Annotated in this window: 12 protein-coding genes; 11 read left to right on the top strand and 1 reads right to left on the bottom strand. The window is 69.0% G+C overall.

What is annotated here, in order from left to right:
- On the bottom strand, positions 1-769 hold a 769-nt coding region (locus IPV09_RS08935; protein WP_207474891.1), incomplete at its 3' end, for a DUF2877 domain-containing protein.
- Positions 770-804: 35 nt separating this feature from the next.
- On the opposite strand from IPV09_RS08935, the gene IPV09_RS08930 reads away from it, so the two are divergent.
- The 11 genes from IPV09_RS08930 (at position 805) to IPV09_RS08880 (ending at position 14,535) form a co-directional block, all read left to right on the top strand.
- Positions 805-2,496, top strand: a complete 1,692-nt coding sequence (locus IPV09_RS08930; protein ID WP_207474890.1) for a PucR family transcriptional regulator ligand-binding domain-containing protein — start codon at positions 805-807, stop codon at positions 2,494-2,496.
- Between the two features lie 213 nt (positions 2,497-2,709).
- Positions 2,710-4,200, top strand: a complete 1,491-nt coding sequence (locus IPV09_RS08925) for a uracil-xanthine permease family protein (protein WP_207474889.1) — start codon at positions 2,710-2,712, stop codon at positions 4,198-4,200.
- A 57-nt stretch (positions 4,201-4,257) separates the two neighbouring features.
- A complete protein-coding gene (locus IPV09_RS08920; RefSeq protein ID WP_207474888.1) occupies positions 4,258-5,160 on the top strand; it encodes a xanthine dehydrogenase family protein subunit M in 903 nt (300 codons plus the stop codon).
- Positions 5,157-5,732, top strand: a complete 576-nt coding sequence (locus tag IPV09_RS08915; RefSeq protein WP_207474887.1) for a (2Fe-2S)-binding protein — start codon at positions 5,157-5,159, stop codon at positions 5,730-5,732. Before IPV09_RS08920 ends, IPV09_RS08915 begins: the two co-directional genes overlap by 4 nt.
- Positions 5,729-8,143, top strand: a complete 2,415-nt coding sequence (cutA, locus tag IPV09_RS08910) for an aerobic carbon-monoxide dehydrogenase large subunit (RefSeq protein WP_207474886.1) — start codon at positions 5,729-5,731, stop codon at positions 8,141-8,143. Before IPV09_RS08915 ends, cutA begins: the two co-directional genes overlap by 4 nt.
- A 61-nt stretch (positions 8,144-8,204) precedes the next feature.
- Positions 8,205-8,912: a carbon monoxide dehydrogenase subunit G gene (locus IPV09_RS08905; protein ID WP_207474885.1), complete on the top strand. Its 708-nt coding sequence runs from the start codon at positions 8,205-8,207 to the stop codon at positions 8,910-8,912.
- A 2-nt stretch (positions 8,913-8,914) separates the two neighbouring features.
- Positions 8,915-9,835, top strand: coding sequence for a carbon-nitrogen hydrolase family protein (locus tag IPV09_RS08900; protein WP_207474884.1), 921 nt, complete (start codon positions 8,915-8,917; stop codon positions 9,833-9,835).
- A gap of 91 nt (positions 9,836-9,926) precedes the next feature.
- Positions 9,927-10,940, top strand: a complete 1,014-nt coding sequence (locus tag IPV09_RS08895) for a BMP family protein (protein ID WP_207474883.1) — start codon at positions 9,927-9,929, stop codon at positions 10,938-10,940.
- A gap of 13 nt (positions 10,941-10,953) precedes the next feature.
- Complete coding sequence (locus IPV09_RS08890) at positions 10,954-12,570, top strand: ABC transporter ATP-binding protein (protein WP_207474882.1); 1,617 nt, start codon at positions 10,954-10,956, stop codon at positions 12,568-12,570.
- Positions 12,567-13,619 (top strand): ABC transporter permease, encoded by a 1,053-nt coding sequence (locus IPV09_RS08885; protein ID WP_207474881.1) that lies wholly within the window; start codon positions 12,567-12,569, stop codon positions 13,617-13,619. The genes IPV09_RS08890 and IPV09_RS08885 overlap by 4 nt, the downstream gene beginning before the upstream one ends.
- Positions 13,612-14,535 carry an ABC transporter permease gene (locus IPV09_RS08880; protein WP_207474880.1) on the top strand — a complete coding sequence of 308 codons (924 nt, stop codon included), beginning with the start codon at positions 13,612-13,614 and terminating at the stop codon, positions 14,533-14,535. The genes IPV09_RS08885 and IPV09_RS08880 overlap by 8 nt, the downstream gene beginning before the upstream one ends.
- The last annotated feature ends 6 nt before the right edge of the window (positions 14,536-14,541 follow it).

Genomic DNA, 14,541 nt, shown 5'->3' with positions numbered 1-14,541 from the left:
CGCAGAGGTCTCGTCCGGAGCTGTGCCCGATGGCGTGGACCGCCTGGATCTGGGCGGCGCTGGGCCGTCGTCCGGGTGCCAGCAGGGCATCGACCAGGGCAATCACCTCGGGGACGCCCATGCCGTGGGCGGCGCAGCGCAGCAGCCGGGCCGACAAACTGGTGGTGCGCAGACCGTGGCTGCCGAGCAGGTCGACGGCGTGGCCGGGTTCGAGGCGTTCGGTGGCGACCATGGCGAGCAGCACCCCGCAGGCCAGGTCATCACCGGTGGGGGTGAGTCCCTGCCCCCACCCGATCAGCCCCTGGAGCGGGCTGGGGTCCCCGACGTCCAGCCCGGCGGCCAGACCGTGCGCCCGGGAGCGCAGCGACGGGGCCGCGCCCAGGGCGTCCAGGTCGGCGGTGGCGAGCGACCAGGCAGCCTGCAGCCGCACCTGCGTGGGCTTGTGGTGACCGATCAGGGCGATCCGGGCCTCGCCGACGCGCAACTGGGTGACGCCGAACTCATCGGTCGAGACCCGGCCCTGGTCGCCCACCTGCAGCAGGCCGCGCAGGTCGCCGGTGGTTCCCAGCAACCGGATCGCGTTCGGCAGTTGCAGGGCCTCGCGCCGCAACACCGCCACCACCGCCTCATGGCTGTGGGGCAGCAGCAGGTAGGCCGCGTTCTCGAAGACCGCCAGCACCCGGCAGGCCCCACCACGGGCCACGTCGGCGGCGCTCTCGGTGGCCACGGAGCCCTGCAGGCGCAGGACGGTGGGAGCGGCGGAGGTCATTTCCGTAGGCTAGGTGCTCGGGCTACCCTGCGTTCATGGTCAATCATGACAACACCACCGTCGATGTCCGTCAAGTGATGCCAAAGCTCTCCCCCACCGAGGCCCGCGGGCTCAGCGTCAGCGAGGTGCTCGAGCTGCCCGCCCTGGCCGGGGCGACGGTGCTGGCCGGTGCCGACGGGCTCGCCCGACTGGTGAGCCGGGTCAACGTGATGGAGGTCCCCGACGTCCTGCCGTGGACCAATCCCGACCAGTTGCTGCTGACCACCGGCTACCCGCTGCGCCAGACCGGCGACCTGGGCAGCTTCGTCGCCGACCTGCATGCCCGCGGCCTGGCGGCACTCGGCATCAAGCTCAACCGCTACCTGGACGAACTGCCCGCCGAGGCGCTGCGCCGCGCCGACGAACTCGACTTCCCCCTGATCGGGCTGCCGGACGGCATCGGGTTCGACGAGATCCTCAACCAGGTGCTGTCGCGGGTGCTGAACCGTCGCGCCGGCGACCTGGCCCGCAACGAGCAGGTCGTCGGTGACCTGGTCGACATCGTCATCAGCGGCGGGGACCTGTCGACGGTGTGCGCGGGTCTGGTCACCGCCCTGGCCTCGGCAGCCGTGGTCACCACCATGGACGGCCGGGTGCTGGCCTCGGCGGTCGCCGACGGCGTCGACCTGGACACGGTGCTCGGCCTGCCCGCCTTTGACCGCACCGGACGGCTGCGGGTCGAGGACGAGCCGACGGGCATCATCGTCAACGACCAGCCCAGTTTCCAGCGACTGCTGGTGCCGGTGCTGGTGCGGGGACGCCACGAGGGCCGGCTGCTGGTGGTCCATGACACCCTGCTGCCCACCCACGTGCCGATGGTGGAGTGGGCCGCCGCCGCGGCAGCGCTGGTGCTGACCAAGCAGCAGGCGGTGGCCGCCGTGGAGAACAAGTACCGCGCCGACTTCCTGCGCGATGCCCTGGTGGGTCGCGCCGGCCCCCCGGAACGGGTGGTGGGTCACGCCCATTCCCTGGGCTGGCACCTGGATCGGCCGGTCGTCGTGGTGGTCGCCACCGTGGACCAGTCCGCCACCCCACTGGACGCCATGGAGGAACGCTCCCTGCAGGAACGTTTCTCGCGGGCCTGGTCGCAGGCGGTGCACGAGGCCGACCCGGAGGCGCCGGTCGCCGGCTATGCCCAGGAGGTGGTGGCGGTGATCGGCATCGCCGCCGACACCCCCACCGAGTCCCTGGAGCGCACGGTGGGCCGCTTCGCCCGCAGCGTGCGCGGCGACGGCGGCGGCGGTCGACGGTCCTTCACCACCGGCATCAGCCGTCCGATCACCACCATCGGGGACCTGCCCCGGGCCTACGCCGAGGCCACCGAGTCGGTGGTCGTCGGGCGGCGGCTGCACGGCAACGGTTCGGTCACCCCGTTCGGGTCGCTCGGCGTCTTCCGACTGCTCTCCCAGGTCGACCCGGACGAACTGCGCAACTTCGCCCTGGAGACGCTCGGGCCGCTGGCGAGCACCGACCTGCCCGACGCCGAGGATTTGCGCCAGACCCTGTCGGTGCTGCTGGAACACAACATGAACGTGGCCGAGACCTCCCGTGCGCTGCACTTCCACTACAACACCCTGCGCTACCGCATCACCAAGCTCGAGCAGATCCTGGGCCCTTTCACCACCGACTCCCACCGACGGTTCAGTCTGGCCCTGGCCCTGCACGTCATCCAGATGCGCGGACTGTAACAACCTGTCACATGACTGAAACACCGTAGTCAGCCCAAGGTCGGGCAGTGTTTGACGTAGTCACAGCGAGTTGAAAGTGGCATTTGTCACATGTAGACAGCTGCAGCCCACTGGTGTCGGCCATACTTGCCGGTACACGGGGGCCAGCGCAGCATCTAGGGTTCACAAAAATCATCCATGCGCGTCTGACGCGACGAGGTCGAAGGAGACTTCATGGCAATTTGGAAGCTGCACGGGGATGGCAAGACGCTGGGGCCGGACGACGTCGTCGCCCCCCACGAGCGCTTGACCTGGGGCCGCACGATCGGGCTGGGCGCACAGCACGTCGTGGCCATGTTCGGGGCCACCTTCGTCTTCCCGATCATCATGGGGCTGAACCCGCAGCTCGCCATCATGATGAGCGGTGTCGCCACCATCCTGTTCCTGCTCATCGTCAAGGGGAAGGTGCCCTCCTACCTCGGCACCTCGGCCGCCTTCGTCGGTGGTGTGGTCGGCATCTATGCCGCCGGCGGCACCCCGCAGCAGGTCACCGGCTCCATCTTCGTCTCCGCGATCGTCCTGATCCTGGTCGGCGTCTTCATCCACTTCGTGGGTGCCGCCGTGCTGACCAGGGTGCTGCCGCCCGTGGTCACCGGCGCCGTGGTCATGCTGATCGGCTTCAACTTGGCCCCCGTGGTCGCCTCGGTGTACTGGCCGCAGGACCAGTGGGTCGGCTTCGTGGTCATGTTCGTCGTGATCATGCTCAGCGTCGGCCTGCGCGGCTTCCTGGGCCGCATCTCGATCTTCATCGGCCTGCTGTTCGGCTACCTGCTGTCGTGGGTGCTCGACCTGACCACCGGCCAGATCACCTCCTACAACGCCGGCACCGGCGTGGTCGACACGCACTGGCGCGTCGACTGGAGCGGTGTCATGGCCGCCGACTGGTTCGGCCTGCCGCCGGCCACCGACAATGCCGCCGGCATCGTCGGCTGGCACCTGCCCGAGTTCTCGTTCAACTTCACCCTGCTGGTGCTGCCGGCCGTGATCGCGCTGGTCGCCGAGAACGTCGGCCACGTCAAGGCCGTGGCCGAGATGACCGGCGTCAACCTGGACGACAAGATGGGCGCCGCGGTCGCCGCCGACGGTGTCGGTTCGGCCGTGGCCACCCTCGTCGGCGGCTCGCCGACCACCACCTACGCCGAGAACATCGGCGTGATGGCCTCCACCCGGGTCTACTCCACCGCGGCGTACACGGTGGCAGCCCTGGTGGCCATCCTGTTCGGCTTCTCGCCCAAGTTCGGCGCCGTCATCTCGGCGACCCCCGGTGGCGTGCTGGGCGGCATCACGGTCGTCCTGTACGGCATGATCGGCCTGCTCGGCGCCAAGATCTGGAAGGAGAACAAGGTCGACTTCGCCAACCCGCTCAACCTGGTTCCTGTCGCCGCCGGCATCATCATCGCCATCGGCAACGTGTCGCTGACGTTCACCGAAGACTTCAGCCTGTCGGGCATCTCGCTGGGCACCATCGTCGCGGTCGGCATGTACCACCTGGCCCGACTCGTGGCACCCCAGCACCTGCGTGATCGTGCCGACGGCGAGGTGAACGCCGGCGCCACCATCATCGCCGACCCCACCGGCAACCAGTCCCTCGAACACCTCGGGCTCGAGGACGACCACGGGGTCGCCTCCCGCCGACACACCGAGCAGGACGACCACGTCAAGTAACTCCGCCCCAAGCCGGCTGGGGCACCGCCCCGGCCGGCCCGACCAAGGCAGAAAACTGTGAAACCAGCTCCGTTCACCCTGCACCTCCCCACCACCATCGACGAGGCCGTCGCACTGCTCGCCGAGTTCGAGGACGTCAAGGTCCTGGCCGGCGGCCAGAGCCTGGTCCCCGTGCTCAACATGCGGCTGGCCACCCCAGCCCACCTGGTCGACATCAACCGCATCCAGGACCTGGCCACCATCGAGGTGCTGGACGACCGGGTGCGGGTCGGCGCCATCGTGCGCCACTCGGAGCTCGAACACCACGACGCCGCCCACCAGGCCCTGCCGCTGCTGCGGCAGGCCCTGGCCTGGGTGGCCCACCCCGCCATTCGGAACCGCGGCACCACCGTCGGTTCCATCGCCCACGCCGACCCCTCCGGTGAGATGCCGGCCGTGCTGGCCCTGACCGGCGGCTCGGTGCGCACCCTGTCGGCCAGCGGTGCCCGCACGATTGCCGCCGAGGACTTCTTCGTCGGGCCCATGGAGTCGGTGCTGCGAGCCGACGAACTGGTGCTGGGCGTCGACTTCCGCCGCTTCCCTGCCGGCACCCTGACCGGCTACCACGAACTTGCCCGGCGCAGCGGCGACTACGCCCTGGCCGGGGTCGCCCTCGCCGTGACCCAGGAGGCCGGCGGCATCGTCGCCGCCAGGGCATCCTTCGTCTCGGTCACCGACGTGCCCGACGTGCTCGACCTGACCGACGTGGTCGCCGGCCGTCGGCCCGGCGAGATCACCAGCCAGGACCTGGCCGCCGTCGCGCAGGCCGCCCGTGACCACGTCGAGCCCGTCGACGACATCCACGCCAGCGCCGACTACCGCCGGCACCTCAGCGGCATCCTGTGCCGTCGGGTGTTCAGCGGTCTGGTGACCCAACTCGCCGACCAGAACCAGCACCAGAACGAGGAGGCCCAGCGATGACCCAGAGCCGGATCAGTCACAGCCCGACCCAGAATGCTCCCTTCGAGGCCACCGAGGCCGAGAGCCTGCAGCAGGTCACCCTGACCGTCAATGGCGACCGTCACGTCATCACGGTGCCTGCCCGCCGACTGCTGTCGGACGCCCTGCGCCATGACGTCGGCCTGACCGGCACCCACGTCGGCTGCGAGCACGGCGTCTGCGGCGCCTGCACCGTGCTCGCCGATGGCCAGCCCATTCGTTCCTGCCTGATCTTCGCGGCCAGCGCCGAGGGCATGGACCTGACCACCGTCGAGGGCTGCGGCAATGGCCCCGACGACCTGGGCCCCGTGCAGCAGGCGTTCGTCGAGTGCCACGGCCTGCAGTGCGGCTTCTGCACCCCCGGTTTCATCACCACCATCACCGCCTTCCTGGACGAGAACCCCGATCCCACCCCCGAGGAGGCCCGCGAGGCCATCTCCGGCAACCTGTGCCGCTGCACCGGCTACCAGAACATCGTCAAGAGCGTCTGCCGCGCCGCCGAGATCAAGCAGGAACGCGCCCAGGCCACGACCCCCGGGCAGGTGCAGGCATGAGCGGCAAGATGATGGGCGCCGCTGTTCAGCGCCGCGAGGACCCCCGCCTGGTCAGCGGCGACGGCAAGTACACCGATGACCTCAGCCACACCGCCCTGGAGGCGGCCTTCGTCCGCTCCCCCCACGCCCACGCCCGCATCCTGGACATCGACGTGGACGCCGCCGTCGAGGTCGACGGGGTCATCGCCGTGTGGACCTGGGAGGACCTGGAGGGGGCCGCCGGCGAACCGCTGCCGATGCTGCTGCCCCACCCCAGCATCCAGCACCCGGTCACCGCCCACGCCCTGGCCAAGGACCAGGTCAACCACGTCGGCGAGGCCATCGTGATGGTGGTGGCCACCAACCGCTACATTGCCGAGGACGCGGCCCAGAAGGTGTCGGTCAGCTACGACGTGCAGCCCCCCGTCGTCGGCATCGCCAACGCTCGCGAGGCGGAGCTCCTGGTCCACGAGGAGGCGCCCGGCAACGTCGGCGCCCACTACGTGCAGAACGTGGGTGACGCGCCGGCGGCCATCGAGGATGCCCCGCACATGCTGGAACTCGACTTCGACTTCGAACGCAGCGCCTGCATGCCGATGGAGGGCAAGGCGGTCCAGGCGACCTGGCACGCGGCCAGCGGTGAACTGAGCGTCGCCTCCTCCACCCAGACCTCGACCGGCCTGCGGGCCGCCCTGGCAGCCAAACTCGAGATGCCGCTGGCCAAGCTGCACGTCGTGGTCCCCGACGTCGGCGGCGGCTTCGGCGTCAAGATCAACCACCCCTGGCCCGAGGAAGTCTGCGTCGCCGCAGCCGCCAAGCGCCTGCAGGCCCAGGTCAAGTGGACCGAGGACCGCCGCGAGCACTTCATCTCCTCGGCCCACGAACGCGGCCAGCTGCAGCGCGCCCGCGTCGGTTTCGACGACGACGGCGTCATTCGCGGGCTCGACGTCACCTTCTGGCACGACCACGGCGCCTACATGCCCTACGGCGTGATCGTGCCGCTGAACACCTCGGTGCAGTTGGTCGGCCCCTACCGGCTGCCGAACTACCGCGTCGAGTACTACTCGCTGTACACCAACACCGTCATCGTCACCCCCTACCGCGGCGCCGGACGTCCCCAGGGCGTGTTCATCATGGAACGCACCATGGACGCCATCGCCGACTACCTCGGACTGGACCGCGCCGAGGTGCGCTCGCGCAACTTCATCCAGCCCGAGCAGATGCCCTGGGAGGTCGGCCTGATGTTCCAGGACGGCCGCCCCACGGTCTACGACTCCGGCGACTTCCCCGCGTCGCTGCGCAAGCTGAAGGAACTGGTCGGCTGGGACGACTTCGAGGCCTACCGCCAGCAGGCGGCCGCCGAGGGACGCAAGGTTGGGCTGGGCATCGGCTGCTACGTCGAGGGCACCGGCATCGGGCCCTACGAGGGCGGACACATCCAGGTCGAGACCAATGGCCGGGTCAACGTGGCCACCGGCGTCACCACCCAGGGCCAGGGCCACGCCACCTCGTTCGCGCAGATCGTCGCCGACGAACTCGGGGTGCCGTTGGAGGACGTCTTCATCACCACCGGCGACACCCGCCGCTTCGGATACTCGGTGGGCACCTTCGCGTCCCGCGCCGCGGTGACCAGCGGCTCGGCGGTGCACCTGGCCGCCACCCAGGTCAAGCAGAAGGCGCTCAAGATCGCCGGCAACGCGCTGGAGGCCGACCCCGAGGACCTGGAGATCGTCGACGGGTTCATCCGGATCAAGGGCGACCCCGAGAACAAGATGTCGCTGGGCATGGTCTCGGTGCTGTCGAACCCGCTGCGCTACGCCTTTGACGAGACCGCCAAGGCCGCCACCCAGTTCTCGACCTCGGTCGACCTGTCCAAGCCGCCGATCCAGCCCGGCGAGGAACCCGGGCTGGAGGGCAAGGACTTCTACTCCCCCAAGGGCGCGACCTTCGCCAACGGCATGCATGCCGCCATCGTCGAGACCGACCCCGAGACCGCCGACATCACGGTGCTGCGCTACTGCGTCATCCATGACTGCGGCAAGATGATCAACCCGATGATCGTCGAGGGCCAGGTGCATGGCGGCGTCGCCCAGGGCATCGGCGGGGCGCTCTACGAGAAGATGGCCTACGACGACTCCGGCCAGTTGCTGAACGCCTCGTTCATGGACTTCCTGATGCCGTTCGCCACCGAGGTGCCCCACATCGAGACCGACCACCTGGAGACCCCGACCACGCTGAACCCGCTGGGCATCAAGGGGGCCGGTGAGGCGGGGACGATTCCCGCGTCGGCCGTCATCGCCAGCGCCATCGAGGACGCCGAGGGGTTCCCGATCACCAAGATGCCGATCTCACCGGCCGACCTGTGGGAGTTGCGCCGCAAGCACGAGGCCGGCCAGTGGCCGTCCCTGCGGCATCCCCACCCGCAACCCTGACCCGATCAGCTCACGCTGCACGACCACCATCGCGACCCACTGAAGAAGGTTGAGACCCGCCATGCAGATCATCGGTACCGCCCACATGATTGCGGCCATCCCCGTTGCCTGGGATGCGTTCCACGACCCGGGTGTGCTGACCCGCACCATTCCCGGGTTGCAGAGCCTGGAGCCCACCGGCAAGGACGCCTACAAGGCGACCGTCAAGGCTGGGGTGGCCTCCATCAAGGGCACCTACGCCGGCACCGTCGCCCTCACCGAGCACGTCGAGCACGAGTCGTTCCTGCTCAAGGCCAGCGGACAGGGCGGGCCGGGCACCATCTCGGCCGACATCCGGGTGCGGCTGGCACCGGCTGCCGACGGCGGCACCGACATCGCCTGGGCCGCCGACGCCTCGGTGGGCGGCGCCATCGGTGGCGTCGGGCAGCGGATGCTGCAGGGCGTGGCCCGCAAGATGGCCACCCAGTTCTTCGCCGCCATCGACGCCGACATCGCCAACGGTGGCGCGGCCTCGGCCGACGTCACCAGCGCCGCTGAGGTCGACGACCAGGGCGTGACGCCGCTGGGCCCGACATCCGGCTCTGCTTCCAGTCCCTCTGCTTCCAGTCCCTCTGCTGCCACCCCCTCCGCTGCCACCACGCAGCCCCTCCATCGCGCCGGTGCCCCCGCTCCGGCCGCTCCCCCGGTCAATGTGCTGACGGCTGCCGTCGTCGGTGCACTGATCGCGCTCGTCGGCGTTCTCGTCGGCGTGCTGGCCAACAGGAAGTGACCATGCGTGCTTTCACTGCAGCTGCCATCCAGCTGAACCCCGCCCAGGGACCGCTCACCGCCGAGTCGATCCAGACCAACGCCACCCACGCGGTCCAGGTGATCCGTGACTGCGTGGCCGCCACCCGCGCCGAACTCGTCGTCCTGCCCGAGTCGGTGACCACCGGCTTCACCACCGGCGTCAGCGTCGAGGAGCTGTGGGACCTGGTCACCGACGTGCCCGGACCGATCCTGCAGCCCTACCAGGACGTCGCCGCCGAGCTCGGCATCCACCTGTGCGTCGGCACCTACCGACGCGGCCCCGAGCGTGGTGTCGTCTACAACAGCGCCGCCCTGATCGGCCCCGACGGGTCGGTCCTGGGCGTCTACGACAAGACCCACCCGTTCTTCTCCGAGGCCGCCACCACCGGCGGCTGGGTGACCCCCGGCCAGGACGTCGTGGTAGTCGACACCGAACTGGGCAAGATCGGCATGATCATCTGCTTCGACGGTGACTACCCCGAGCTGTCACGCATCCAGGCCGTCCAGGGCGCCGAAGTGATCCTGCGTCCGTCGGCCCTGCTGCGCAGCGCCGACCTGTGGGAACTCACCTCGCGGGCGCGGGCCTACGACAACCACGTGTTCATCGTGGGCTCCAATGCCACCGGCATCGACCCGGCCGGGGTGATCTACTTCGGCAACTCCCACATCGTCACCCCCACGGCCAACATCATTGCCCGCGCCGCCTCCCACGAGGGCTGGGTCGCGGCCCGCCTGGACCCCGACCAGGCGCTGGGCAGCCTGACCCAGGGCAGCAACATCGGTCAGGGCTTCGACCACCTGCGCGACCGCAACCTGGACCTGATCCGCGCCCACCGCGCCGAACTCGAGGGCCGGGCCGAGACCGCGTTCCCGCACGGCAAGGACGCCACGCCCAGCTGCTGAGCCGCGGGGCCACCACGCCCCGCCCACCCATCCACCGAGGACGTCCACCGGGACGTCCCCGTGTCCCACCACACCCAAAATGAGGTCAGCGATGAAGATTGCGCGACGTGTCGGTGTGCGCCTACGGGTGTTCGCCGTTGTTCTCACCCTGCTGGTGGTGCAGGCCTGCTCAGCCACCGCACCGTCCGGCAACCCCGATTCCCCGATCCGGATCGCCGGTGTCTTCTCCGGCGCCGTCACCGATGCCGACTACAACGCCCTGGGCTGGGTCGCCCTCGACGAGGCAGCCAAGAAGTACGACGCCCACACCTCGTTCAGCGAGAACGTGGAGGTTCCCGACGTCGAGCGGGTCATGCGCGAGTACGTCGCCGACGGCTACACCGTCGTCTGGTCCCACGGCAGCCAGTTCTACCAGCAGACCCTGAAGCTGGCCCTGGAGTTCCCCGACGTCTCGTTCATCGGCGAGTTCGATGCCCAGCCCAAGGAACAGCCCGACAACCTGTGGGTGATTGACCGCAACTTCCACAACGCCTTCTACCCGGTGGGCGTGCTCGCCGGGGCGCTCACCAAGCAGGGCAGGATCGGCTACGTGGGCGGCCTGTCGTTGCCGTTCTCCTACTCCGAGGTGCACGCCATTCGCCAGGCGCTCAAGGACACCGGGTCAACCGCCCAGCTGAACTCGGTGTGGACCGGCAACTTCAACGACCCCACCAAGGCCCAGCAGATCACCAAGCAGATGTCCGACCAGGGCAATGACGTGATCATCGGCTCGATGAACATGGGCATGGTCGGCGTCTTCCAGGCCGCCAAGACCGACGACCGGCAGCAGTGGATCGTCGGCAAGTACACCGACAAGTCCCAGTTCTCACCCGAGGACGCCGGCGCCTCGGTGGTCTACGACTTCGTCGGGCCGCTGCTCGACATCGTCGACGACATCCTGGCCGGCAAGCGCACCGGCTACCTGCCGCTGGGCTTCGCCACCGGCGTGCAGATCGTCATGCCCGACCGGGTGCCCGCCGACGTCCGAGCGAAGGTCGACCAGGCAGTCGCCGACATCGTCTCGGGCAAGATCACGGTGGTCAAGGACACCACCCCCGTCAAGTGAGGGAACCACGACCATGACCCAGCACCAGTCCCCGCGCCCGGGTGATCCCGGGCCGGATGAGAACACCCCACCTGCTCGCCTGGTGATGTCCGAAATCACCAAGCGCTTCGGCAACGTCACCGCCCTGGACGACATCGACCTGACCCTGCACGCCCGTGAGGTGCACGGGCTGCTCGGTGGCAACGGTGCCGGCAAGACGACCCTGATGAACATCCTCTACGGCCTGTACAAGCCCGACGAGGGCACCGTCACCGTCGATGGCGAACGGATCACCCTGACCGGCCCCAAGGACGCCATCCAGCACGGCATTGGCATGGTGCACCAGAACTTCCTGCAGGTCGACACCTACACGGTGGTCGAGAACATCGTGCTCGGCACCCCCCAGCCGACCTGGCCGCGGCTCGACCTGCGCGAGGCCGAGAAGGAGGTGTCCCGCCTGTCCGAACAGTTCGGCCTGGCCGTCAAGCCCCGCGCCATCGTCGGCGACCTTCCGGTCGGCATCCGCCAGCGCGTCGAGATCCTCAAGGCGCTGTACCGCGGCGCCAAGATCCTGGCCCTCGACGAGCCCACCACGAACCTGACCCCCCAGGAGGTCGACGACCTGTTCGCCTCGCTGCGCAGGATCGTCGACGAGGACATGTCGGTGGTCTTCATCACCCACAAGATCAAGGAGACGATGGCGGTCTGTGACCGGCTGACGGTGATGCGCGAGGGTCGCCGCATCGGCACCCTCAACCGCGCCGACACCGACGCCAAGGAACTGGCCGCCATGATGGTCGGCAACCAGGACGAGTCGTCCCGCGTCGCTGCCGTCGTCCAGGAGGGCATGGTCACCCGCGAGTTCGCGCTCAGCGAGTTCGCCATCAAGGAGTTCGAGCCCCGGGTCGAGATCCGCGGGGTCGGAGCCACCAACGAGGCCGGGGTGGAGGCCATCAGCGACATCACCCTGTCGATCGGCAAGGGTGAGGTCGTCGGCATCGCCGGGGTCGCCGGCAACGGTCAGGTGGAACTGGCCGAGGCGATCGCCGGGGTCCGTGGCCTGACCGGCGGTGCGGTGACCATCGACGGTGACAACCTGGGCGGGCGTCCCACCCGCCAGTGGCTGTCCGACGGTGTCGCCTACGTTCCCGAGGACCGGCACAAGGACGCCATCCTGCCCAGCAACACGCTGGTCGAGAACGTCCTGCTGGGCCACCAGCACCGCGCCAAGTTCCGCAAGTTCGGGCTGATCAACTGGCCTGCTGCCGAGGCCGAGACCGCCTCGATCATCGAGAAGTACAAGGTCAAGGCGTCGGGACCCGGCGCCCGGGCTGCCACCCTGTCGGGCGGCAACATCCAGCGGGTCATCCTGGCCCGCGCCTTCGGCCACGACCCGCGGCTGCTGATCCTGCACAACCCGACCCGGGGCCTGGACATCGCCTCCACCCAGTTCGTCTACGACCAGGTGCGGGCCGCCACGGCCGCCGGCACGTCGGTCCTGCTGATCTCCGAGGACCTGGACGAACTGACCGTGCTCGCCGACCGCATCAACGTCCTCTACAGCGGACGACTGGCCGGCGAACGCTCCCGCGGAAACTACGACCTGTACGAACTTGGCCGCCTGATGGCTGGCCTGGAGGTGTCAGCATGACAGCCGTCGCACTCGCCGCTCCCCGCGGCACGGGCCTCGCCGCCCGCGCGGTGCCCTACATCCTCTCGATCCTGGGTGCCTTCCTGGTGGCCGGCATCATCATCGCCATCATGGGGTACAACCCCTTCCTGGCCTTTGAGTCGGTGCTCACCACCTCGTTCCAGTCCAAGTACGGCCTGGTCGAGACCCTGCACAAGTGGGTGCCCCTGGTGCTGATCGCCATGGGCTTCACCATCCCCCTGGCCGCCGGCCGCAACAACATGGGCGGTGAGGGCCAACTGCTCATCGGTGCCACCGCCAGCGCGGTGGTCGGCATCTGGCTGAAGTCGGCGCCCACCGTGGTGCTGCTGCCGCTGGTGCTGGTCGCCGGTGTGGTGGCCGGCGCCCTCTACGTCTCGATCGCGGCCTGGCTGCGGGAACGCTTCGGCGTCAACGAGATCCTCTCGACCGTGCTGCTCAACTTCGTGTCGTTCTTCATCGTCGACTACATCGCCGGTGAGGTCTACAGCGACCCCGCCGCGGGCCACCCCACCACCCGCCCGATCGGGGCGGGCGGGCTGCTGCCGTCCCTCGGCGGCCTGCACAGCGGTGTCCTGCTGGCCGTGGTGGTGCTGTTCTTCTGCGTCCACGGGGTGCTGCGCTCCCTGCCGGGCTACGAGCTGCGCGCCGTCGGGGCCAACCCGCGGGCCGCGCAGGTGCACGGGGTGCGCAACTCCCGGGTGGCCATGGGCGCCCTGATCGTCGGTGGCGCCATCGGCGGGCTCGCCGGTGCCATCGAGGTGGCCGGTGTCCACGGCAAGCTGATCGAGGGCATGCAGGCCAACTACCTGTTGCTCGGCATCATCATCGGCCTGATCGCCCGCGGCAAGGTGGCCGTCGTGCCCTTCGTCGCGCTCGGCATCGCCGTCCTGGAGGTCGGGGCCAGCGCCATGCAGCGCACCGCCGGCGTCCCGCAGGAAATGGTGCTGATCGTCGAGGCACTCATCCTGTTGTTCCTGCTGTTCTCCGACATCGTGGCCGTACGACTGAAGGGTCGAAACCATGTCTGAAGTCGTGTCCTTTGTGCAACTGATGCTCACCTCCATGGCCGTGTTCGTGCTGGCCGCACAGGGCACCGCCCTGGCCGGGCGCGCCGGCGTGTTCATCGTCTCCCAGGAGGGCTACATGACCCTGGGGGCCTCGCTGGGCTTCGTGGTTGGCTGGGCCACCGGCTCGAACTTTGTCGGCATCCTGGTCGCCGGGCTGGCCGGGGTGGTGCTCGGCCTGGTGATGGCGGTGATGACCACCACGTACAAGCTCGACCAGTTCGTCGTCGGCCTGGCCCTGCTGTTCCTGGCCATGGGTCTGGCCACCCTGATCTACAAGGTCTCGGTGGGCGTCACCCTGACCCCGCCGCTGATCAACACCCTGGAACGCATCGAGATCCCGCTGCTGTCCGACATCCCCTACCTCGGCCCGATCCTCACCCAGGACGCCATGGTCTGGTTCGCCCTGTTCATCTCGCTGGTCATCTGGTGGGTGCTCTACCGCACCAACCTGGGCCTGAAGGTGCGCTCGGTCGGGGAGAACCCGAAGGCGTCCGATTCCCTGGGCGTCAACGTCACCCGGGTGCGTCTGGTGACCACGGCCCTCGGCTCGGCGCTGATCTGCATGGCCGGTGCCTACCTGCCGATGGCCTTCACCGGCACCTACACCGAGGGAATCGTCGGTGGACGCGGCTGGCTCGTCATCGCCCTGGCCTTCTTCGGCGGGTGGCGTCCGACCCTCATCATGGGGGGCGCGGCCTTCTTCGCCGGTCTGGAGGTGCTGGCACTGCGGGCACAGGTCGGCGGCCTGGGCATTCCGCACCAGTTCATCTCGATGCTGCCGTTCGTCGCCACACTGTTGGTGATGGTCTTCGCCCTGCGCTGGGTGCGCGAGCCCGCCTTCCTCGGCAAGAACCATGACCGGGAGGCCCGTCACTGAGCATCC

The organism is Tessaracoccus sp. SD287, from assembly GCF_017355265.1.
GTDB lineage: Bacteria > Actinomycetota > Actinomycetes > Propionibacteriales > Propionibacteriaceae > Aestuariimicrobium.
The sequence above is the reverse complement of the archived record's forward strand: the minus strand, read 5'-3'. Positions and strand labels throughout refer to the sequence as shown.